A 20034-nucleotide genomic window follows, 5' to 3' on the forward strand; every position below is an offset into this window, starting at 1 on the left:
TGATGTAGGGGGCTTTTGAATGCTTGTTGGAGGTGAAAAATGATAATCAATGGTGAAAAATTGGATTTAAAAGAGTTGAAATTTGCGGATTATGTGAAGCAAAAAGGCTTAAGAGCGGATTTAATCGCCCTAGAGCTAAATGGTAAAATTGTGCCTAAAAGCGAATTTGAAAACTTAATCTTAAAAAAAGGCGATAAAGCCGAAATTGTGAGCTTTGTAGGAGGTGGATGATGAGGATTAAATTTAATGGCGAATGGGTAGAGTGTGCGTTTAAAACAAGCATTGATTTTTTTAAAAGTGTAAGTCAAAATGAAAGCGATGTGTGGATTGTCAATGGTTTTGCCACTAAAGAGGAGCTTGAGTTAAGCGAAAATGATGAGCTTTTTTGCATAGCAAAAAATACTATGCCTCCTCGCGATGCCTTAGATGCGATGATGAGGGCGCGTCATACCCCAAAACTTCACGATAAATTAAAACTAGCTAAAGTTGCTGTGTGTGGGCTTGGAGGGCTTGGCTCACATATAGCCATAATGTTAGCAAGAAGTGGCATAGGAGGGCTAAAACTCATCGATTTTGATGTCGTAGAGCCGAGCAATCTTAACCGACAAGCTTATAATGTGAGTGATTTAGGGAAATTTAAAACAGAGGCTTTAAAAGAGCAAATTTCGCACATTAACCCTTACACGGCGGTTGAAATTCATACTCTCAAAATCGATGAAAATAATATAAAAGAGCTTTTTAAAGATACAAAAATCGTTTGCGAGGCATTTGATAGGGCGGAGGCTAAGGCGATGTTAGCACAAAATTTTCATAAATATTTTGAAAATCAAATTTTAATCTGCGCTTCTGGACTTGCGGGCTATGGTGAAAGTAATGCCATACAAACAAGAAAGATTGCTAAAAATTTTTATGTTTGCGGGGATTTAGTCAATGGCGCAAAAGTGGGTAATGGACTTATGGCACCGCGTGTTAATATCTGTGCGGCACATCAGGCGAATTTGGTTTTAGAGCTTTTGGCGGAAAGTTAAGGATTTAGCGTTTTAGTCGATTTAGATTTAAAAGGAGGCAGAATGCAAGTTAGTTTGAAAAATTATACGCCCTATTTGAATTTAAAAGAGGAATTAAGTCGCAAAACGCCACAGGATAAGACGCAAAAAGCAAATGAAGAAAATTTGCAAGAGCTAAAAAGTGCTAAAGATGATGATAAAAAAGCTCTTTCAAAAGAGGAAAAAGCACAAGCTTCAAGTCAAGGAGGTGGTGGCGAAGAGCTTGTTGATTTATATGAAAAATTACAAGAATTATTAAGCGAGATAGCAAAACTTAGTGCAAAAATGCGAAATGCAAAGGACGAGCAGACTAAGGATTTATTTTTAAAGCAGATTATGGTTCTAAACGCACAGGCTATGGAAGTGAGTAATCTTATACGAGAGCGTGAGGCAGAAAGTCAAACAAGCATTTAAATTTAGTGTCAAGTTTTTTTATTTTTAGTCGATATAGAAGATGTCTAGACTAAGCTAAAGGAGGCGACTATGATTTCAGATATGAGTAATGCTTCTTTAAGGACGGCGATTAACACTTCTTTGTTGAAAAAAACTATGGATACAAATGAAGCTTTGATGGCTAGACTTATTGATGGGTTGAGTAGCGGTTCTATGCAGACTTCACAGGCGGTGGCTACGGATTCTGCACCGATTAAAACAAGTGCTCTAGACATTTACGCTTAATTTAAGGCACGACTTCGTGCCTTTTTCTTCAATATTTAATCAAATCTTAATCAAATCTTAATCAAATTTTGTTATAATCTTAGAATTAATTTTAAGGAGTTTGCTTTGCAAAGGATTAAAAAAGTAGTTTTAAGTGAGACTTTTCCTGGAATTTTATTGATTTTCTTTACCTTTTTTGCGCTTTTGTGTAAAAATTCAGCTTTGAGCGTGATTTATACGGATTTTTTCCACGCAAATTTTACTGTGGGCTTTGATAATTTTCAAATTTCAAAATCCTTAGATCTTTGGATTAATGACGGCTTAATTGCCATTTTCTTTCTTTGCATAGGACTTGAGCTTAAATATGAGGTTTTAAGAGGACAGCTTAAAAATGTTAGGGCGGTTTCTTTGCCTATTTTTGGTGCGCTTGGAGGTATGGTAGTTCCTGCACTTATCTTTGCTTTTATTAATTTTCACGATGCTTTTGCGATGAAAGGCTGGGCTATCCCAACTGCGACAGATATTGCCTTTGCGGTAGGAATTTTAATGCTTTTAGGAAATAAAATTCCAGCTAGTCTTAAGCTTTTCTTACTTTCTTTGGCTATTTTTGATGATTTGGGTGCGATTATTATCATTGCTTTATTTTACACAGATCAGCTTTCTACTTTAGCGATGTTAATTTGCTTGATGTGTATTTTTGCTTTATTTGTTCTTAATTATTTTCACATTACGCATTTATCGCTTTATGTTTTAGTCGGTGTGATACTTTGGATCGCTATGCTTAAAAGTGGTGTGCATGCGACTTTGGCGGGGGTAATTATAGCTTTATTTATCCCTTTAGATACTAAGGGCAAACGACCATATTTACATAATGTTTTAGAGAGTTTAAATCCTTGGGTGGTTTATTTTATTTTGCCTTTATTTGCCTTTGCAAATGCGGGCATTGATTTAAGAGATATGCACCTTGCAGCCTTATTTTCTCCTGTGAGTCTTGGTATTATTTTAGGACTTTTTGTGGGTAAGCAAGTGGGTGTGTTTTTATTTTCTTACTTGGCGATTAAATTAAAACTTGCAAAACTTCCTGAAAATGTCCGCTATTCTCAATTTTATGGCATTTGCATACTTACAGGCATAGGCTTTACGATGAGTTTATTTATCGATTCTTTAGCGTATAAAAATAGTGATATTTTCGAGCATACTGATAAGCTTGCGATTTTAGTAGCTAGTTTTTTAAGTGCCATTGTGGGCTATATTTATTTAAAGCTTGTTAAATGACTTTGTTTGAGCGACTTAAGAATTTTGTTTATAATGAGGCTTTTGGTGGCGTTTTACTCATTATTTGCACGGTTTTTGCCCTACTTGTGCAAAATAGCTTTTTAAGTGATCATTATAGAGAATTGCTTAATTTAAATATGGGCTTTGTCGCGGGGGAATTTAGACTTGAAAAGCCTTTTTTACTTTGGGTTAATGATGGCTTGATTTCCATTTTTTTCTTTGCCATAGGCTTAGAGCTTAAAAAAGAATTAATGCAAGGAGCTTTCAAAGAGGTAAGAAGCATTATTTTACCATTTGCAGCGGCTTTAGGTGGGATTATCGTGCCAGCTAGCATTTTTGCCTTAGTTAATGTCGGCGATGCTTATACGCTTAAGGGCTGGGCTATCCCAACGGCTACGGATACGGCTTTTGCTTTAGCTATTTTGATGATGTGCGGAAAACATATCCCAAGTTCGCTTAAAATTTTCTTGCTTTCTTTGGCTATTTTTGATGATGTAGGAGCGATTTTAATCATCGCCATTTTTTATACTTCTAAACTATCTATTGTCGCTTTTATTGTGGCAAGTTGTGCGATTTTAGCTTTATTGACCTTAAATTTGTTGGGTATTACACGCAAATCTTTTTATTTTATTTGTTCCTTAATCCTTTGGGTGAGCGTTTTAAAAAGCGGAGTGCATGCGACTTTGGCGGGACTTATCACTGCATTTTTTATCCCTGTTTTGACAAAAGATGGTAAGCCTTTTTTAAAAGAGATTGATGAAAGTTTGAAATTTTGGCTCGTTTTTGTCATACTGCCTTTATTTGCCTTTGCAAATGCAGGTGTAAATTTGGCTAATATCGACTTAAAATCCATACTTTCCGGTGCTAGTGTGGGGATTTTCTTAGGACTTTTTGTCGGTAAGCAAGTGGGCGTTTTTGCCTTTTCTTACCTTGCGATTAAAAGTGGTTTGGCGCGTTTGCCAGAGGGAGCGAATTTTAAACAACTTTACGGCGTTTGCATACTCACAGGCATAGGCTTTACGATGAGTTTATTTATAGACGGCTTGGCTTATGAGGTGAGTGATATTTTCAATTACGCGGATAATCTTTCCATTTTAGTCGCCTCTTTTTGCTCCGGGATTTTGGGCTTTGTTTATTTGAAATTTTTTGCGAGGGCTTGATGAAAAAATATATTTTTGGAATTTTTATAATTTTTTTATTGAGTGGTTGTAGTTTTTTACCGCAAAGCTTAAATTTTTACAAGCCAAGTTATTCGCAAAACGCCACAGAAGAAAGGCTTAGAAGTGCTAGTAGGAAATGGCAAAAAACGCCTTATGTTTTAGGTGGGACGAGTAGGAGGGGAGCGGACTGCTCGGGCTTTACCCAAACTTTAATGCGTGAATTTGGTATTTTGCTACCTCGCACGACCAAGACTCAAATGGCTTCAGGGATAAAGGTTTCAAAAGCTAAGCTTAAGGCGGGCGATTTAGTTTTTTTCAAAACGGGCAGGGGACCTAATGGCTTACATGTGGGAGTTTATCTTAGTAGAAATGAATTTGTTCATCTTTCAACTAAAGGCGGAAGTAAGATTGTAAGTTTAAATAACACCTACTGGAAGTCGCGTTATATAGGTGCTAGGCGTTATATGAAATGATTAAAGAAAATCAATGAGAGTTGGAGTTTTTGATAGTGGAGTGGGAGGACTTAGCGTTTTAAAGTCCTTGTATGAGGCAAATTTGTTTGAAGAAATTATTTATTATGGTGATACGGCTAGAGTGCCTTATGGGGTGAAGGATAAAGAGACGATAATTAAGTTTTGTCTTGAGGCTTTAGAATTTTTTAAATCCTTTAAAATCGATATGCTTATCATCGCTTGTAATACTGCTAGCGCTTATGCTTTGGAGACTTTAAGAGCTAGGGCTGATTTTCCCATTTATGGTGTGATAGAAGCTGGAGTGAGGGCGACTTGTAAGAATTTAGAGGATAAAGACAAGGAAATTTTAGTCATAGCCACAAAGGCGACCATTAATTCAAGGCAGTATCAAATTAATTTAGAAAAAGAAGGCTTTACACGCGTAAAAGCCCTTGCGACAGGACTTTTTGTGCCTATGGTTGAAGAGGGCATTTTTGAGGGAGAATTTTTAAAAAGTGCTTTTTTGCATTATTTTAAAGATGTAAAAAGCCCTGACGCACTCATTTTAGCCTGCACTCATTTTCCTCTACTTAGTAAGGCTTTGGGTGAATTTTTTGGCTCTAAAACAAGACTCATACACTCAGGCGAAGCCATAGTGGAATTTTTAAGAGAAAATTCTCGTTTGAAATTTTTGGATAAAAGGGCAAATTTGCGTTTTTACGCTTCAAGTGATATTAAGACTTTGGAAAAAACTGCAAAAATTTGGCTCAATTTAAGTTAATTTAAGGAATATGCAATGATAGAATTAAGAAAAGCAACAGAAATTCAAAAATTAAGAGAAGCAAATAAAATTGTCGCTAAGACTTTGGATTTTTTAGAAAGAGAGATTAAGGCTGGGATGAGTTTAAGGCAGATTAGTGAAATGGCTGAAGAATTCATTTTAAGTTCTGGCGCAAAGCCTTCTTTTAAGAACCTTTATGATTTTCCAAGTGCCATTTGCACTTCTTTAAATGAGGTTTGCATCCACGGTATAGCTGATGATAAAGTGCTAAAAGATGGCGATATTTTGGGGATTGATGTGGGGACATTGCTAGATGGTTATTATGGTGATGCAGCTAGAACCTTAGCCATAGGTAAAATTTCTAAAAAAGATGAAGAATTAATCGCTTGTGCGAAAGACGCATTATATTTTGCTATTGATTCTATACGAGAGGGTATGCGTTTTAAGGAACTTTCGGCACTTTTGGGAGAATTTATTACAAGTCGCGGTTTTGTTCCTTTGCAAGGATACTGCGGACACGGTATAGGCACAAAACCGCACTGTGAGCCTGAAATTCTAAATTATTTAGAAAAGGGTTCAAATGCTAAGAGCGGACCTAAAATTAAAAATGGTATGATTTTTTGCATTGAGCCTATGATTTGTCAAAAAGACGGCACACCAAAGCATTATAATGGCAGATGGGATGCGGGCAGTGTAGATGGGCTAAATACTGCCCATTATGAGCATTGCGTAGCTATTGTGAAGGGTAGGGCTGAAATTCTTTCACAAATCTAAAATAAGAAGAAACAATGAGTAAAAACAAAATTTTTAGCCTTTTGTTTTGTTTGGCTGTGTTGGGTGTTTTTTACTTAACGCCTGTTCCTGTGAGTTTGGAGGCGAATTCGTGGCATTTTTTAGGGCTTTTTGCGGCTGTGATTTTGCAAGTGATGCCTTTGGGAGCGATTTGTTTAATCGCCATCGTTGCTTTGAGTGGGATTACCACGCCGCAAAGTCAAATTAGAACCACTCACATTAAAAGTTGGCAAGGCATAGTGATGAGTGATAATGCAAATTCGCAAAAAATAGCTATGGATAAAGCGACCCAGGAAGCTATTTTAAACGCTTTGCTTAATGCTAATAAAATAGCTTGATGAGCTTTTAAGCATTAAGGATAAAAACATACAAATTGATCTTTTGGCTAAATTTTACGCGAAGCAAACTTCACAAGTGTAAAAAAATAAACTTATTGATGAGAGTAAAATTTTTGCTTTAAATACTCTTGCATTGCAAAATATGTCTCAAAAGGACATTGATGAGAGGGTTTAATAAGGCGATTTCTAGTTTAAAGTCTAAAACAGGTATTAATAAGCGGCTTTTCAAATTCGTTAATTTGGCTCATTGTTGTTTCTATTATCATTGCTAGAGGCGTGATAAAAACGGGACTTGGGGAAAGACTTGCTTATTATTTTATTAGCATTTTTGGGAAAAGGACGCTTGGGATTGCCTATTCTATCGTGGCGAGTGAGACGATTTTAGCGCCCATTACGCCTTCAAACACTGCAAGAGCGGGAGCGATTATTAATCCTATCGTTCAAGCGATTAGTCGCTCGTTTAAATCAAGCCCTGAGGATAATACGCAAAGTAAAATAGGCACTTAGCTTTCTTTAGTAAATTATCAAGCAAATCCTATAAGCTCGGCGATGTTTATTACTGCCACAGCGTCAAATCCTTTAGTGGTCGATTTAGTCGCACAAGCGATAAATATGGAGATTAGCTCAGTGGGCTTTGGGTATGTTTTTACCCGGAATTTGTGCGATGTTTATCTTTTATCTCCTCCAAAAATTAAGCAAACGCCTAACGCTTCTAAATTTGCTAAAGTAAAGATTAGCAGAGCTTGGAGCGATGAAGAGGGCTGAAAAGATTATGCTTGGAGTTTTCTTGCTTTTACTTGCTTTTTGGGCTGGAGCTTTGGGACTTTTCTTTGGTTTTGGTAAGCGGAGTATTAAGTTTTGATGATGTTTTAAAGGAAAAAACCGCTTGGAATACTTTGGTATGGTTTTCTGCCCTTGTGATGATGGCGACTATGCTGGGAAAACTTGGCGTTACGCAATTTTTAGCTGAGGCACTTGGAGGTTTGGCTTCTTCTATGGGACTTGGGGAAATTTCTGTGATGATTTTCTTATCTCTTGCATTTTTATATGCGCATTACGACAACGGCACATATTTCTGCGATGTTTTTCGTGTTTTATAGTGCTGGTTTGGCTTTGGGTGCGCCTCCTTTGCTTTATGCCTTTATTATGATAACTTCAAGTAATATTATGATGGCTTATGCTACTGAAACAACTCTTGTTATCTTTGGGACAAATTATGTTATTCTTAAGAGATGGCGGGGCGTTGTTTTGTTATCTTTGTGGTTGATATGCTAGTAATGATAAGCGTTAGCTTGGTATGGTGGAAGTTTTTAGGCTTTTATTAAAATTTACCCGAAAGGGTAAATTTAACTTATAAAGCCACTTGCTATGACTTTGTCTTCTTCGTAAAAAACTGCCATTTGACCGCTTGCTAGTCCATAAACTGGCTCTTTGAGGGATATTTGGGCGTTTAAATTCTCATCAACCAAAACTTCACAAGGCACGCTTTTGGAGCGGTAGCGAATTTTTACTTCGCAATTAAATGCCTTTTTATCAATGAAAAGATTGATATTTTCAAGCTTAAATTCTTTAGTTTTTAACTCTTCTTTCGTGCCGACTACGATTTGATTTTCCTTAGGATTGATTTTTAAAACAAAATGTGGCTCGTGAGCACCCCTTACCTCAAAACCTCTTCTTTTACCTATGGTATAGTGCATATAGCCATTATGCTCTCCTACGACCTTACCACTACTATCTAGCACTTCTCCTTTAATTTTCGTATCCATAAATTGCTCCAAAACATCAACATAGGTGTTTTCGACAAAACAAATTTCACTGCTTTCTTTTTGTGTAGCGAAGGATTTTAAAACTTCTATGGTGGAGGCGAATTGTTTTACATCTTCTTTTTTCATTTCACCTAGAGGAAAAATGAGGTATTGTAAGGCTTCTTTATCGGCATTTGCTAAGAAATAGCTCTGGTCCTTACTTTCATCAACGGCGACTTTGATGCAGCCATTTTCAAGCCTAGCATAATGCCCTGTTGCTAACTTTTCGCAGCCCAAATTTTTAGCAAATTCCAAGAGTTTGCCAAGTTTAATGAAGCGATTGCATAAAGCACAAGGATTTGGCGTTTTGCCCTCTTTGTAAGTGTTGATAAAGGGCATATACACCTTGGCTTTAAAATCTTCTTGCAAGTCTAAAATATGATAAGGTATCTGCAGAAATTTAGCGACCTTTTCAACCTTAGCTATATTTTCTTCGTGATATCCGGGTTTTCCGTGAAGCTTCATATAGCAACCTATGACTTCGTGTCCTGCCTGCTTTAGCTTATATGCTGTAACCGTGCTATCAACTCCTCCACTCATTGCGACTAAAATTTTCATTGTTTTCCTTTAAAATTTGAATTATTTCTTCGATTTCGTCGCTAATTATATACTTGCTTAAATCATTTTTATCAATGACTTTAAGTTTAAGTAGAGAATTTTTGACAAAATCATCTAAGCTTTGCCAAAAATCTTTTCCGTAGAGTATAATGGGTATGTGCTTTTTAAAGTTAAGTTGCTTAAGTGTTAAGACATCTAGCAACTCATCTAAAGTCCCAAAGCCGCCCGGAAAAATCACAAAAGCAAAGCTCTTTTCAATAAGAGCCATTTTGCGAATGGCTAAGCTCTCAAAAGTGATGCTATATTCCACAAAATCGTTAAGCTTTTGCTCGTGAGGAAGCAGGATGTTAAAGCCTACCGAACTTATGAATTTAGCATCTTGTTCGAAAGCACCCTCATTGGCTGCTTTCATAATGCCACCGCCCCCACCGCTGATGACACAAAATCCCTCTTCAACACATCTTTTAGCTAGAGCTTTTGCTTTGATGCAATAAGGATTATGATCCTTTAAGCGTGCTGAGCCAAAAAAGGTAACAGGGCTTTTAAAATTTGGTATTGTAGCAAATTTTTCTAAATCTTTTTTGATTTCTATACTCATTTTGTGCCTTTAAGCAAAATTTAAAGACTAATTCTAGCGAAAAAAATAAAAAAAATTAAGAATTAAAAATAAATTCTTTATGTTACAGAATTATGCAAAAATTATGAAATGACTTTTACAAAAAATAAAATATTAAATTTTTTTGTGTAAATTCTATACAATCTTTATTGAAACTATTAAAGGAGCTTTGATGTATCAGCAATTAACTGACCCATTAGGAAGTATCTGGCTTAGTGCTTTGTTAGCATTTTTGCCTATTTTTTGTTTTTTGATTTGTTTGCTTGTTTTTAAGCTTAAGGGTTATCAGGCGGGTTTTATTACCGTGATTGTAGCGAGTGTAGTGGCATTTTATGCTTATGGTATGCCTTTTTCTCTCATCGGGGCTTCTTTTGTGCAAGGTTTTGCACAAGGAATGTGGCCTATTGCTTGGATTATCATCGCGGCAATTTTCCTTTATAAGCTTTCTGTAAAGTCTGGCTCTTTTGAAGTGATTAAAGAAAGCGTGATGAGCATTACGCCAGATCATAGAATTCAGGTAATTTTGATAGGTTTTTGTTTTGGTTCATTTTTGGAGGGTGCGATAGGCTTTGGAGGACCTGTGGCGATTACAGCGGCTCTTTTGGTAGGATTGGGACTTAAGCCTCTGCACGCTGCGGGACTTTGTTTGATAGCAAATACCGCTCCTGTTGCTTTTGGTGCGGTTGGGATTCCTATTATCGCTATGTCAAATTTGGTCGGTGTTGAGCAGTATGAAATTTCTGCTATGGTTGGGCGTATGCTTGTGCCTTTAAGTCTTAGTGTGCCTTTTTTCATCGTGTTTTTAATGGACGGCGTTAAGGGCGTGAAAGAGACTTTTCCTGCGGTTTTAGTAGCGGCTGTAAGTTTTACAATTACGCAGTTTATTAGCTCAAATTACTTAGGAGCGGAGCTTCCTGACATTGTTTCGGCTGTTGTCTCTCTTGCTTGCACAACGATATTTTTGAAATTTTGGTCTCCTAAAAATATTTTTAGACTTGATGATTTGACAGATTTTTCTCATCATACTCAATTAGAATTTGGTAAGGTTTTTAAGGCTTGGTTACCTTTTATTTTGCTCATTATTTGTATTATTATTTGGACTCAGCCTTGGTTTAAGGCGTTTTTTGATAAGGGTGCGGTGTTTGATTATACTAAGGTCGCCTTGTCTTTTAATAATATCGAAGGCTCTATCGTAGATAGTGCTGGTAAGGCTTTAAGCTTAAATATGGATATTAATCTAATCGCCCTTCAAGCTGGAACGGCTATTTTGGTCGCGGCACTTTTGACAATCTTCTTTTTACGCATTAAATCAAATATTGTTGAAGAAGCCTTAGGCGACACCTTAAAAGAAATGGCTATGCCTTGTATTACCATAGGCTTGGTTGTGGCTTTTGCTTTTATCGCTAAAAATTCAGGTATGAGCACGACCTTAGGAACAGCTTTTGCGACCACAGGCGATGCTTTTTCGTTTTTTAGCCCTGTTATAGGCTGGATAGGCGTTTTCCTTACAGGATCTGATACGAGTGCAAATTTACTTTTTGGACCACTTCAACAAGCCGCTGCTACAAGTTTGGCTGTGCCTGAAGCCTTATTTTTAGCGGCAAATTCCGTTGGTGGCGTGGTTGGTAAGATGATAAGCCCACAAAGTATAGCCATAGCTTGTGCGGCTGTGGGACTTGTAGGTAAGGAGTCTGATTTATTTAAATTTACGCTTAAATATTCTGTCGGCTTTATTATTTTGATAGGAATTTGGACTTGCATTATTGCCTTTTTAATGCCGGGAATTATCCCTGAAGTTATCGCTAAATAAGGATTGATGATGAAAAAAGTATATTTTTATGCGACTTGTCTTGGCACTGCTGCTATGCAAGAGACGATTTTAAATGCTATAAAACTTCTACGCCGTGAGGGTGTGGAGGTGATTTTTAAAAAAAATCAAACCTGTTGTTCGCAGCCAAGTTTTAATTCAGGCTATTTTAAGGAAAGCAAACGCATAGCGCTTTATAATGTGGATTTATTTGAAAAAGATTATCCCATTGTCGTGCCAAGTGGCTCTTGTGCGGGTATGATGAGCCACGATTACTTAGAGCTTTTTAAAGAGGATAGTGAATTTGAAAGAGTGAAGGAATTTTCATCAAAAGTAACCGAGCTTTCTCAATATTTAGATGAAGTTTTAAAGGTGGAATATGAAGATAAGGGGGATCCTGTAAGAGTTACTTGGCACTCAAACTGCCACGCCTTACGCATACAAAAAAGCATAGAAGCAAGTAAAAATCTCATCAAAAAGCTTAAAAATGTCGAGCTTGTGAATTTGGAGTATGAGGAAGAGTGCTGTGGCTTTGGTGGAACTTTTGCTGTGAAAGAGCTTGAAATTTCAAATGCTATGGCAAGAGCCAAGATTAAAGATATACAAAATACGGGCGTAAAATATCTTATAAGCGGTGATGGAGGCTGTCTTTTAAATATAGATGGCACTATGCGTAAAATGGGACTTGATGTAAGAGGACTTCATTTGTATGATTTTTTATTAAAAAGACTTGAGGGGGTAAGATTATGAAGACACACGAAGAAATAGTAAATATCAAGTTAAATGACACGCAAATGCGTGAAAATTTAAGCAATGCTATGCACACTCTGCAAAAAAATCGTCTTAAAGTAATCGATGATAAATTTAAAGATTGGCAAGGTTTAAGAATTAGAGCTAAACAAGCGAAAAATAACGCGTTGATGAGCCTTGAGGAAAGACTTTTAGAATTTGAAAAAAATGCTACAAAAAATGGCATTAAGGTGCATTGGGCAAGTAGCGATGAAGATGCTTGTGAGCTTATTTATGAGATAATGAAGCAAAATAATATTAGCAAAATCTTAAAGGGCAAATCAATGGCTAGTGAGGAAATAGGGCTTAATCACTACCTTGAAAAAAAGGACTTAAAGGCTATTGAGACGGATTTGGGTGAAGTGATTATCCAGCTTGATGGCGAAGTACCTGTGCATATAGTCGTGCCAGCGATTCATAAAAATCGTTATGAGATAGGCAAAACCTTTCAAGAAAAGTTAGGCGCAGAATTTGAGAGTGAGCCTGAAAAGTTAAATGCCATTGCTAGGAAATATTTAAGAGATGAATTTGAGGGCTTAAAACTAGGACTTAGTGGGGTAAATTTTGCTATGTCTAGGGAGGGGGCATTTTGGCTGATAGAAAATGAGGGTAATGGTAGAATGTGCACCACAGCTCCTGATATTCACATCGCACTTTGTGGGATAGAAAAGGTAATGGAGAGCTTTGAAGATGCGGCGACTATGGTGCATTTACTGACCCCTTCAGCCACGGGGCAGTTTATCCCAACTTATAATAATATCATCACAGGACCGCGTAAAAATGGAGATTTGGACGGACCTAAGGAAGTGCATATTGTGCTATTTGACCATCACCGAAGCGATATGTTAGCGCATAAGGATTATTATGAGGCTTTGCGTTGCATTAGGTGCGGGGCTTGTATGAATTTTTGCCCTGTGTATGATAAGATAGGCGGTCATAGCTATCAAACGGTTTATCCAGGACCAATAGGAGAGGTGATTAGTCCAAATTTATTTGGTATGGATCAAACAGGCGATATACTTAATTTTTGTTCTCTTTGTGGGCGTTGTTCTGAGGTGTGTCCTGTGAAAATTCCCTTAGCGGATTTAATAAGAAAATTGCGTTGTGATAAGGCAGGACAGGGAGAAAACCCTCCATTTGGTGCAAAGGAACATAATAAAATGGAGGCTTTTGCTTTTTCTACTTTTGCAAATTTAGCGACAAATGGTAATAAATGGCGTTTTTCTTTATCTAAAGGGCATTATTTTAATTGGTTTATGCAAAATTTTAAAGGCTCTTTACCTGTGATTAAAAAATGGAGTGCTTTTAAGGAATTGCCACAAATTAAGAAAGATTTGTATAAAGAAGTGCAAAATATCGAAGGAGTGGTTTATGAGTAGGATAGAAGAAATTTCAGCAAAAAGTAAAGAGGCTATTTTATCAAATCTCAAAAAAGCCTATGTTGATGAGGAATTTATAAGAAGTCCTAGCATAGACCCTGTGGGGCATATCGTAACAAGTGAAAAAATGCTTGAAGAGATGAAGCAAAAAATGAGTGATAATAAATATATAGTTGAGGAAAGCACTAGGGATAAGCTTGAGGAAAAAATCAATGAAATCGTTCAGAGCTATGGCTATGAAAGTTTGATTTATGGTGAGAGTTTGGGGCTTGATTTGGTTAAGATCAAGGCACAGAAGAAAATTTGCTTTGATAAAGAGATAGAAAATTTACGAAGCGAAGTTTTTCATAGTGATTTTTCCATTATACACGCACATTGCGGAGTGAGCTCTCACGGCGTAGCTTTGGTGCTTTCAAGCAAAGAACAGCCTAGAATGCTCTCTTTAGCACCTAAGCTTTGCATAATTTTACTACAAAAAGAAAAAATAGTAGCTAGCCTTAGCGAAGCTTTAAACCTAGTAAAACAAGAAAATGCAATCTTACCTAGCAATATTTTATTTATAGCAGGACCTTCACGCACAGCAGATATTGAGCTAGTTACCGTTTTTGGAGTGCATGGACCACAAAAAGCACATATTATTTTATACTGATGAGAATTTGGCAGAAATTGCCAAATTCTTTCGAAGCGTTTATTTTTTATTTGTGTTTTTTATATTCTTTTTAATTTTAATAGGGTTATAATTTCTTTAGAAATTTTTAAATTATTATTTAGGAATTTAAGTTGGATAAGTTTATTCCCGCTTGGGACGATAAATATAGCATTAATGATGAGAGAATAGATACGCAACATAAAAAGCTTTTTGAGCTTGCTGCTAAAGTGGAGAGTGCGGTTTATGGTTTTGCAAAACGCGATGAGCTAAAAGAAATTTTAATGGAACTTTTTAATTATATGAAAGAGCATTTTGCTAATGAGGAGAATTATATGTATGAAATTTCTTATCCTTATCTTAGCGACCACAAAATGATGCATAAGGTTATCATTGATGATATGTCTTATCTTATCCAGCACATTAAAACGACTAACGATCTTAAGGAAAAGCTTTATACCATAATGTCTGATTGGCTTTTAACGCACATTTTGCGTTATGATATGATGATAGGGCATTGGCTTAACGAGCAGAAAAATAATGAAGAAGAGGAATTAGAGCAAACAGAAGAAAATGACGAAGTAGTCGAAAAGCCTAAAATAATAAAAGAGACGAGATTTATTTATACTTGTCCTTGTCATTTAACTCACATTTTAAGCTATCAAGAGCATCTTGGAATTTCTATGCATAATAAAGTGCTAAAATGCAAAAACTGCAAAAAAGATTTAACTTATGTTACAACTGAAATCGTGGAGAAAAGGATAAACTAATGTTTCCAAAATGGAATGATAGTTATAGCGTTCATAATGCAAAGATAGACGAGCAGCATAAAAAGCTTTTTGAGCTTGCTGCTAAGGTTGAATATATGTTTGATAAGCCTGTTTATAAAAATGATATTAAAAATTTACTTGCGGAATTTTTTAATTATATGAAGGATCATTTTCACGATGAAGAAAAATATATGGAGCTTATCGGCTATCCTGAGCTTGAGGCACATCGTAAAATTCATAAAGAAATTATACAAATGATGATAAATCTTATTCAAGGCATTAAAACAACAAATGATCTTAAGGAAAAGCTTTATATGGTCGCTAAAAAATGGCTTTTAGAGCATATTTTATATGAAGATATGAAAGTGGAGCATTTTAGGCGTTCTTCTTTGAGTCATGATGATGGTGGTGATGTGAGTTTTGAGGAGGATAAGGACGAGAGAGATGACGAGGGGGCGATTTATCTTTATGTGTGTGATTGTGTAGGGCAAATCCACGATGTGCCTTTTGGAATTCATCAAAAAATACAATTAAAAGGTGCAAAATTTAGATGTAAAAAGTGTCAAAAACCTATACAATTTCACAAAAAACACTCCGCTGATAGTTTTTGATTTAAAAAGAGTGGTTAAAATGACACCTTTAAGGAGGCAAATTTGAGAAGATTTTTTAATCAATTAAAAACATTTGGCTTCAAAGAGCTTTATAGGCGAAAAAAAGAGAATAACAAATTCTATAACTAAGCGTTTTGGGGATTATTTACTCAAATTCTACCCCAAACTCCCACAAAATTATGAATTTGTGCTTTTAAATTACTCTGTAAGTGGGCATTTTGCTTTTTCAAGTTTTTTAGAATTATGCGGTTTAAAACATATTAATTTATTGCAAGATAATTATATGTATTATGACGAGGCAAGAAAAATGCTTAAAAATTCAAAGAGGCAAAATTTTCTTAGCATAAGCTTATATCGTAATCTTAAAAAAAGACTTAAATTTACAAAAATTTTATCTTGTAATTTTCCTCTTGTAATCTTACTTCGCGATCCCATTTCAAGACTTAAAACAAGTATTAATCACGGCTACCCTAAAGCTAAGGCTAGCAAGTTTGAATTTAATCTTAAAGATGATATTGATAAATCCTTACCTGAGATTGTATATAGCGGTGCTTTAACACCTCAAATCACAGATTTAGAAAAGATTTTTGATAAAAAATTCATAGACTTTAAATATCAAAGTAATCTTACTCCCTTTCTAACAAATGAGGGGGGGGGGGGGGGTAATCCGACAAATCATCTACATCGATACGCAGGATTTACAAGCAGATAAAGCCTTTAACACAATGCAAAGACTTTCTAAAATTCTTCATTTTAATCCACCTAAAGAAGAAGATAGGGCTAAATTTGAACGCAAGGTTTGGAACAATTATGCCTTGTTTTTACCTTTCACTTTATTTATAAACCATAAAGATTTTTCTTATCTTAAAGATAAAATTAAAATCATCATCACAGAAGAGCCTCTAAATCAACTAAAAGATATTAAAAATCTCTTCTTAAATGAAAATGATCTATGCTATAAACACCTTAGCATTAATGTAGAACAAAAACATTATGAGCTTATCAAAGAAGATAAAGAAATAAAAGAAAGATTAAAAAGCTATTTTAAAGAATTTGTCAAAGTGCTAGATGAAAAAGTAAGATTTAGAAAAGATAATGCTCTAAATGAAAATGATATGTTAGAATTCTTTAAAAACAATGCAAATTTAGCTTTGCAATTTAAAGCTTTATTAGATAGTGAATTAACCCACATTAAACAAACACACCCTGACATCATCGCTTCGTGGAAATATTACCAAGAATTTGAGAAAATTTGTGAGGGGTTAAAAAATTAAGGAGGCTTCACACCTCCTTTTAATTAAGCTTTTTTCTCGCTAACGATATCGACAATGTTATCGCCGACCATTAGAGCGATTTTCTCCATAAATTCCACTGGAGAAGTAAAGCCAACGCAAGAGCAGTTAATTTCACCTAAAATATAGCGATCCGCACCTTTTTCATCTGTATCGAGGATAAAATCCGCTGTCCAAATGAGAGGTAAGTCATAATTGCCAAGTTTATTTTTTATAGATGGAAGTTGTCCTAAGAACCAATCGATTAAATTTTTCCAGTCTTTTGGCTCATCGTAGCGGTATTTTGCCCCACTAAAAAGTGTCGCGGAAAAGGCATCTCCACCTTCAGCCGGTTTTTTATGCACGACATAAACAGGAGTTTTATAAAGCATTAAAATTCTTATCTCACCTTCTTTAATGCGTGGTAAAAAAGTCATATCTACAAGCATACCATTATCGCCTATGATATATTGCTCACAAAAGTCCATAAATTCGCCAAGCTTACGCGTTTCGCTGTGATTATCCTTTGCTTCTGTACAAATGATAGTCGTATCAAGTGGTAAGGAATCACAAGTATTGTAAGCCACGCCGTCTTCAAGTCTCACACGCCAAATTCCCTCGCCTGTCGAGCCACGATTTTGCTTTAGCACTCTTTCGCCTTTAGCCAAGCTTTTTGGGAAGGTTTCTTTAAAGGTCTTAATATCATAATAAGCATAAGTATCATCAGGAACCAAAGGTGTATCGGCTAGTTTAGTTAGTGCATCTTTAGCTCCATAACCTATCATAGCATCAGGGTGAGGCATACCTACAAGCCCATCCGCACAAAGCTTGCGAAGCACTTCAAAATAAAGTTTTTCTTCTTTTAAATTTCCCGGATTCACGCGAGAAACATAACCATCGGCTGTGTTTTTGACCTGCTCATAAATTTTATTACGCTCATTTTCATCGCGTAAAATGTCATCGGTAAAAAATATAACTTCAGCATTCCAGCCCTTAGCTTTTAGAGCATTTACCATAGGCATAGTATCTTTTCTATACCCATCAGGACCCTTATCACTTCCGCCTCTAGCTTCGAAAAAAACGATATTTTTTTTCATTATTCTCTCCTTTAAAAAATATTTACTATTATGACATAAAAAATTTGCTTAATATTAAATCCCTTAAAAAATTTGCATTTTGCTATTTTGCAAAAGATTTTTAGAAAGAGTGCTGAAAAATTGCACACTTTGTTGATTAAGTTTTTCTAAAAATTGATCGATTTTATCCGCTTCCTTCCATACAGGATTTGCGACCTTACTTAGAATTTCAAGTTCTTTTTTGGCTTGTTCGTAATTGCTAAGGGAGTCTATTAGACCTAAATTTTTGGCTTCATTTGCTAAAAACACCCTAGCATCTGCCCATTTTTCCTTCTCATCGACCTTTAGTCCTCTTTCTTTTGCTACAAATTCTACAAAAAGCATATAGCTATTATTAATGAGCCTTTGTAAATATGTCCTTTCTTCCTCACTCCACTCTCTTGTAAAAGTTCCAGCTTCTTTAAAAGTCCCTGCTTTTATGGTTTGTTCTTTAATGCCTATTTTTTGAGCCAATTCGCTAATATTCATACCTTGTGCAATGACGCCTATAGATCCTATAAACGCAGCAGGGTTTGCATAAATTTTATCCGCTGCGACTCCAGCTAAGTAACTTCCACTAGCCATAGTTCCAGCCGCATAAGCGACGATAGGCTTTTTTTCCTTTAAATCCTTAATGGCAAGTGCTAGTTCCATACTTGGAGCAAAAGCCCCGCCGGGACTATCGATGAAGAAAAGCACACCTTTGATATTTGGATCATTTTTAGCGTTAATAATTTTTTCTAAAACTGCTCCCGTGTCCAAAATCTCGCCTTTTAAATCAATGCGTTCTAAATTTGCCACAGAAACGCTAGAGCTAGGGCTAAAAAGCCAAACGAGTAAAAGTAAAAATAAAAAAGTTTTAAAATAGGTATTGATGTAAGAAATAATCTTAGCTATGCCACGAAAAAATAATGTTAAAATTTGCATTGTTGTCCTTTGATAAATAATTTTTGCACTTCTTTAGCATTGAGGATAAATTGCAAAGGAAGCTGAGAGTTATCACATTTTTCGATTTCAAAGACGCTAAAATCGGCTATTTTCCCTACGCTTAAAGTGCCCAGATTAAGATTTAAAGCCTTAGCTGGATAAAATGTCGCCATAAGTAAGAGTTTTTTAGCAAGTTCATTAAGTTCAAAATCTTTATGTATCAGTAAATTTGCACGCATTTCATCAAGCATAGAAAGGCTAATATTTGAACTTAAGCCGTCCGTGCCTAAGTGGATATTTAAGCCACTTTTAAGAACATTTTTAAGCCCTAGACTTTTTTGACTTAAGAGACGATTTGAAAAAGCACAATGTGTAATGGAGTGTAAATTTGGGTTTAAAAGTTCAAATTCTTTTAAATAAACACAATGTGTAAAAAGCGTTCTTAAATCTTTAAAAAGAGTGATAAATTCATCAATTGTATAAAGTGGCTTGGGATTTGGTGTGAAATTTCCTAGCCATTGTTTAAATTTGCCAGAAGCTTTTCTAAGCCATAAATTTTCAGCCTTGCTTTCTAAAAAATGTGTGCTTAAGAGCATTTGATGTTTTTTAGCTAAAGAAATTCCAAATTTAGCAAGTTCTAAATTTGTAGAATAGGGTGAGTGGATAGAAATAGCCGGGATAAAACGCTCATTTTTAAATTCTAAAGATTTTTGAAAACGCTTTAAAAATTCTTGTTTTTTTTCCGCATTTTGCGATTCATTTGTGCCTAAAAGCTCATTGAAAAAAATCACACGCATAGAGTGTTTAGCACAAGGTTTTAAATCGCTCCCAAAGCTTGAAATTTCGCCTATGGTTGCTGTGCCTGTTTTTTGCATTTGAGTTAAAGTGTTGGCTATAAGCTCCTCTTTTGCCTCTTCGCTCAAAATTTGCCTAGAATTAATCACGCTTTTAAGCCAGATGAAAAAGTCTCCAAAGTGTAGAGTATAGGCATTTGCACTAAATTCTAAATGCGTGTGTGGGTTGATGAAAGCGGGGAGTATGAGGGAATTTGGCTTGGTTTTAATTAGTTTGGCATTAGGATATTTTCGTTTTAAAATTTCTATTTTGTCGATTTCCAAAATCACTTCATCAAAAGCAAAGGCAAAATTTTCCAAAATTGTAAAATTCGCATCACATAAAAAGATTTTTGAAGCTGAAATAATATACACTTTTTTCCTTTCAAAAGACACATTGTAGCAA

At 35.6% G+C, this 20034-nt stretch carries 25 protein-coding genes and 2 pseudogenes; 22 read left to right on the forward strand and 5 right to left on the reverse strand.

The annotated features are described in order from the left end of the window. Positions 1-39 precede the first annotated feature (39 nt). The 14 genes and pseudogenes from thiS to EL158_RS08950 all read left to right on the forward strand — a co-directional run bounded on the left by thiS (position 40) and on the right by EL158_RS08950 (position 7776). Positions 40-231 (forward strand): sulfur carrier protein ThiS, encoded by a 192-nt coding sequence (gene thiS / locus EL158_RS03110; RefSeq protein ID WP_027304315.1) that lies wholly within the window; start codon positions 40-42, stop codon positions 229-231. After that, the gene (thiF, locus tag EL158_RS03115) at positions 228-1028 is read left to right on the forward strand and encodes a thiamine biosynthesis protein ThiF (protein WP_034956007.1); all 801 of its coding nucleotides are present in this window, start codon (positions 228-230) and stop codon (positions 1026-1028) included. Before thiS ends, thiF begins: the two co-directional genes overlap by 4 nt. Positions 1029-1070: 42 nt before the next feature. Continuing rightward, positions 1071-1460 (forward strand): flagellum-secreted nonflagellar protein FspA, encoded by a 390-nt coding sequence (gene fspA, locus EL158_RS03120; RefSeq protein ID WP_027304313.1) that lies wholly within the window; start codon positions 1071-1073, stop codon positions 1458-1460. A 69-nt stretch (positions 1461-1529) separates the two neighbouring features. Further along, complete coding sequence (locus EL158_RS03125; RefSeq protein WP_004277083.1) at positions 1530-1724, forward strand: putative motility protein; 195 nt, start codon at positions 1530-1532, stop codon at positions 1722-1724. Between the two features lie 105 nt (positions 1725-1829). Beyond that, the gene (nhaA, locus tag EL158_RS03130; RefSeq protein WP_027304312.1) at positions 1830-2978 is read left to right on the forward strand and encodes a Na+/H+ antiporter NhaA; all 1149 of its coding nucleotides are present in this window, start codon (positions 1830-1832) and stop codon (positions 2976-2978) included. Then, positions 2975-4138 (forward strand): Na+/H+ antiporter NhaA, encoded by a 1164-nt coding sequence (gene nhaA, locus EL158_RS03135; RefSeq protein WP_027304311.1) that lies wholly within the window; start codon positions 2975-2977, stop codon positions 4136-4138. The genes nhaA (EL158_RS03130) and nhaA (EL158_RS03135) overlap by 4 nt, the downstream gene beginning before the upstream one ends. Then, positions 4138-4611 (forward strand): NlpC/P60 family protein, encoded by a 474-nt coding sequence (locus EL158_RS03140; RefSeq protein ID WP_027304310.1) that lies wholly within the window; start codon positions 4138-4140, stop codon positions 4609-4611. Before nhaA (EL158_RS03135) ends, EL158_RS03140 begins: the two co-directional genes overlap by 1 nt. 13 nt (positions 4612-4624) lie before the next feature. Beyond that, on the forward strand, positions 4625-5371 hold the full coding sequence (gene murI / locus EL158_RS03145; RefSeq protein ID WP_027304309.1) for a glutamate racemase: 747 nt from the start codon (positions 4625-4627) through the stop codon (positions 5369-5371). Between the two features lie 15 nt (positions 5372-5386). Further along, positions 5387-6145: a type I methionyl aminopeptidase gene (gene map / locus EL158_RS03150; RefSeq protein ID WP_027304308.1), complete on the forward strand. Its 759-nt coding sequence runs from the start codon at positions 5387-5389 to the stop codon at positions 6143-6145. 14 nt (positions 6146-6159) lie between these two features. Continuing rightward, complete coding sequence (locus EL158_RS08930; protein ID WP_126361483.1) at positions 6160-6501, forward strand: anion permease; 342 nt, start codon at positions 6160-6162, stop codon at positions 6499-6501. Between the two features lie 264 nt (positions 6502-6765). After that, a pseudogene (locus EL158_RS08935) lies at positions 6766-7005 on the forward strand (anion permease); the annotation flags it as partial. Between the two features lie 108 nt (positions 7006-7113). Beyond that, positions 7114-7363 (forward strand): annotated as a pseudogene (locus EL158_RS08940) (anion permease). Then, the gene (locus tag EL158_RS08945) at positions 7278-7601 is read left to right on the forward strand and encodes an anion permease (protein ID WP_034956004.1); all 324 of its coding nucleotides are present in this window, start codon (positions 7278-7280) and stop codon (positions 7599-7601) included. The pseudogene EL158_RS08940 and the gene EL158_RS08945 overlap by 86 nt, the downstream one beginning before the upstream one ends. Then, positions 7582-7776, forward strand: coding sequence for a hypothetical protein (locus EL158_RS08950; RefSeq protein WP_414973603.1), 195 nt, complete (start codon positions 7582-7584; stop codon positions 7774-7776). Before EL158_RS08945 ends, EL158_RS08950 begins: the two co-directional genes overlap by 20 nt. A gap of 71 nt (positions 7777-7847) precedes the next feature. On the opposite strand, the gene mnmA is transcribed toward EL158_RS08950, so the two are convergent. Continuing rightward, a complete protein-coding gene (gene mnmA / locus EL158_RS03185) occupies positions 7848-8864 on the reverse strand; it encodes a tRNA 2-thiouridine(34) synthase MnmA (RefSeq protein WP_027304306.1) in 1017 nt (338 codons plus the stop codon). After that, positions 8830-9462, reverse strand: coding sequence for an LOG family protein (locus EL158_RS03190; protein ID WP_027304305.1), 633 nt, complete (start codon positions 9460-9462; stop codon positions 8830-8832). Before EL158_RS03190 ends, mnmA begins: the two co-directional genes overlap by 35 nt. A gap of 175 nt (positions 9463-9637) precedes the next feature. On the opposite strand from EL158_RS03190, the gene EL158_RS03195 reads away from it, so the two are divergent. From EL158_RS03195 to EL158_RS03230, 8 genes are all read left to right on the forward strand, one after another. Then, the gene (locus EL158_RS03195) at positions 9638-11290 is read left to right on the forward strand and encodes an L-lactate permease (protein WP_027304304.1); all 1653 of its coding nucleotides are present in this window, start codon (positions 9638-9640) and stop codon (positions 11288-11290) included. A 6-nt stretch (positions 11291-11296) separates the two neighbouring features. Next, positions 11297-12037 (forward strand): (Fe-S)-binding protein, encoded by a 741-nt coding sequence (locus tag EL158_RS03200; RefSeq protein WP_126361486.1) that lies wholly within the window; start codon positions 11297-11299, stop codon positions 12035-12037. Continuing rightward, complete coding sequence (locus EL158_RS03205) at positions 12034-13455, forward strand: LutB/LldF family L-lactate oxidation iron-sulfur protein (protein ID WP_027304302.1); 1422 nt, start codon at positions 12034-12036, stop codon at positions 13453-13455. The genes EL158_RS03200 and EL158_RS03205 overlap by 4 nt, the downstream gene beginning before the upstream one ends. Continuing rightward, complete coding sequence (locus tag EL158_RS03210) at positions 13448-14104, forward strand: LutC/YkgG family protein (RefSeq protein ID WP_027304301.1); 657 nt, start codon at positions 13448-13450, stop codon at positions 14102-14104. The genes EL158_RS03205 and EL158_RS03210 overlap by 8 nt, the downstream gene beginning before the upstream one ends. A 131-nt stretch (positions 14105-14235) precedes the next feature. Then, positions 14236-14871, forward strand: coding sequence for a bacteriohemerythrin (locus EL158_RS03215; RefSeq protein ID WP_027304300.1), 636 nt, complete (start codon positions 14236-14238; stop codon positions 14869-14871). Continuing rightward, positions 14871-15482 carry a bacteriohemerythrin gene (locus EL158_RS03220; RefSeq protein WP_027304299.1) on the forward strand — a complete coding sequence of 204 codons (612 nt, stop codon included), beginning with the start codon at positions 14871-14873 and terminating at the stop codon, positions 15480-15482. The genes EL158_RS03215 and EL158_RS03220 overlap by 1 nt, the downstream gene beginning before the upstream one ends. A gap of 73 nt (positions 15483-15555) precedes the next feature. Further along, positions 15556-16194 (forward strand): hypothetical protein, encoded by a 639-nt coding sequence (locus tag EL158_RS03225; protein ID WP_126361489.1) that lies wholly within the window; start codon positions 15556-15558, stop codon positions 16192-16194. Continuing rightward, the gene (locus EL158_RS03230; protein ID WP_126361492.1) at positions 16127-16756 is read left to right on the forward strand and encodes a DUF2972 domain-containing protein; all 630 of its coding nucleotides are present in this window, start codon (positions 16127-16129) and stop codon (positions 16754-16756) included. The genes EL158_RS03225 and EL158_RS03230 overlap by 68 nt, the downstream gene beginning before the upstream one ends. Before the next feature lie 23 nt (positions 16757-16779). On the opposite strand, the gene EL158_RS03235 is transcribed toward EL158_RS03230, so the two are convergent. The 3 genes from EL158_RS03235 to mqnF all read right to left on the reverse strand — a co-directional run bounded on the left by EL158_RS03235 (position 16780) and on the right by mqnF (position 20003). Continuing rightward, positions 16780-17850 carry a Cj0069 family protein gene (locus EL158_RS03235; protein WP_027304296.1) on the reverse strand — a complete coding sequence of 357 codons (1071 nt, stop codon included), beginning with the start codon at positions 17848-17850 and terminating at the stop codon, positions 16780-16782. A gap of 63 nt (positions 17851-17913) precedes the next feature. After that, entirely contained in the window at positions 17914-18795 is an 882-nt protein-coding gene (gene sppA / locus EL158_RS03240) for a signal peptide peptidase SppA (protein WP_027304295.1), read from the reverse strand. Beyond that, positions 18783-20003 carry an aminofutalosine deaminase family hydrolase gene (mqnF, locus tag EL158_RS03245; RefSeq protein WP_027304294.1) on the reverse strand — a complete coding sequence of 407 codons (1221 nt, stop codon included), beginning with the start codon at positions 20001-20003 and terminating at the stop codon, positions 18783-18785. The genes sppA and mqnF overlap by 13 nt, the downstream gene beginning before the upstream one ends. Between the last annotated feature and the right edge of the window lie 31 nt (positions 20004-20034).

It is taken from the genome of Campylobacter upsaliensis, assembly GCF_900637395.1.
GTDB lineage: Bacteria > Campylobacterota > Campylobacteria > Campylobacterales > Campylobacteraceae > Campylobacter_D > Campylobacter_D upsaliensis.

What these genes read in the sequence shown, in the direction of transcription:
- thiS (WP_027304315.1), top strand. Translation starts at nt 40, where the DNA reads ATGATAATCAATGGTGAAAAATTGGATTTAAAAGAGTTGAAATTTGCG.
- fspA (WP_027304313.1), top strand. Translation starts at nt 1,071, where the DNA reads ATGCAAGTTAGTTTGAAAAATTATACGCCCTATTTGAATTTAAAAGAG.
- EL158_RS08950 (WP_414973603.1), top strand. Translation starts at nt 7,582, where the DNA reads ATGTTTTTCGTGTTTTATAGTGCTGGTTTGGCTTTGGGTGCGCCTCCT.
- EL158_RS03200 (WP_126361486.1), top strand. Translation starts at nt 11,297, where the DNA reads ATGATGAAAAAAGTATATTTTTATGCGACTTGTCTTGGCACTGCTGCT.
- EL158_RS03220 (WP_027304299.1), top strand. Translation starts at nt 14,871, where the DNA reads ATGTTTCCAAAATGGAATGATAGTTATAGCGTTCATAATGCAAAGATA.
- EL158_RS08930 (WP_126361483.1), top strand. Translation starts at nt 6,160, where the DNA reads ATGAGTAAAAACAAAATTTTTAGCCTTTTGTTTTGTTTGGCTGTGTTG.
- EL158_RS03210 (WP_027304301.1), top strand. Translation starts at nt 13,448, where the DNA reads ATGAGTAGGATAGAAGAAATTTCAGCAAAAAGTAAAGAGGCTATTTTA.
- EL158_RS03205 (WP_027304302.1), top strand. Translation starts at nt 12,034, where the DNA reads ATGAAGACACACGAAGAAATAGTAAATATCAAGTTAAATGACACGCAA.
- EL158_RS03140 (WP_027304310.1), top strand. Translation starts at nt 4,138, where the DNA reads ATGAAAAAATATATTTTTGGAATTTTTATAATTTTTTTATTGAGTGGT.
- nhaA (WP_027304311.1), top strand. Translation starts at nt 2,975, where the DNA reads ATGACTTTGTTTGAGCGACTTAAGAATTTTGTTTATAATGAGGCTTTT.
- EL158_RS03190 (WP_027304305.1), bottom strand. Translation starts at nt 9,462, where the DNA reads ATGAGTATAGAAATCAAAAAAGATTTAGAAAAATTTGCTACAATACCA.
- murI (WP_027304309.1), top strand. Translation starts at nt 4,625, where the DNA reads ATGAGAGTTGGAGTTTTTGATAGTGGAGTGGGAGGACTTAGCGTTTTA.
- EL158_RS03125 (WP_004277083.1), top strand. Translation starts at nt 1,530, where the DNA reads ATGATTTCAGATATGAGTAATGCTTCTTTAAGGACGGCGATTAACACT.
- EL158_RS03230 (WP_126361492.1), top strand. Translation starts at nt 16,127, where the DNA reads ATGAGGGGGGGGGGGGGGGTAATCCGACAAATCATCTACATCGATACG.
- sppA (WP_027304295.1), bottom strand. Translation starts at nt 18,795, where the DNA reads ATGCAAATTTTAACATTATTTTTTCGTGGCATAGCTAAGATTATTTCT.
- thiF (WP_034956007.1), top strand. Translation starts at nt 228, where the DNA reads ATGATGAGGATTAAATTTAATGGCGAATGGGTAGAGTGTGCGTTTAAA.
- map (WP_027304308.1), top strand. Translation starts at nt 5,387, where the DNA reads ATGATAGAATTAAGAAAAGCAACAGAAATTCAAAAATTAAGAGAAGCA.
- mnmA (WP_027304306.1), bottom strand. Translation starts at nt 8,864, where the DNA reads ATGAAAATTTTAGTCGCAATGAGTGGAGGAGTTGATAGCACGGTTACA.
- EL158_RS03235 (WP_027304296.1), bottom strand. Translation starts at nt 17,850, where the DNA reads ATGAAAAAAAATATCGTTTTTTTCGAAGCTAGAGGCGGAAGTGATAAG.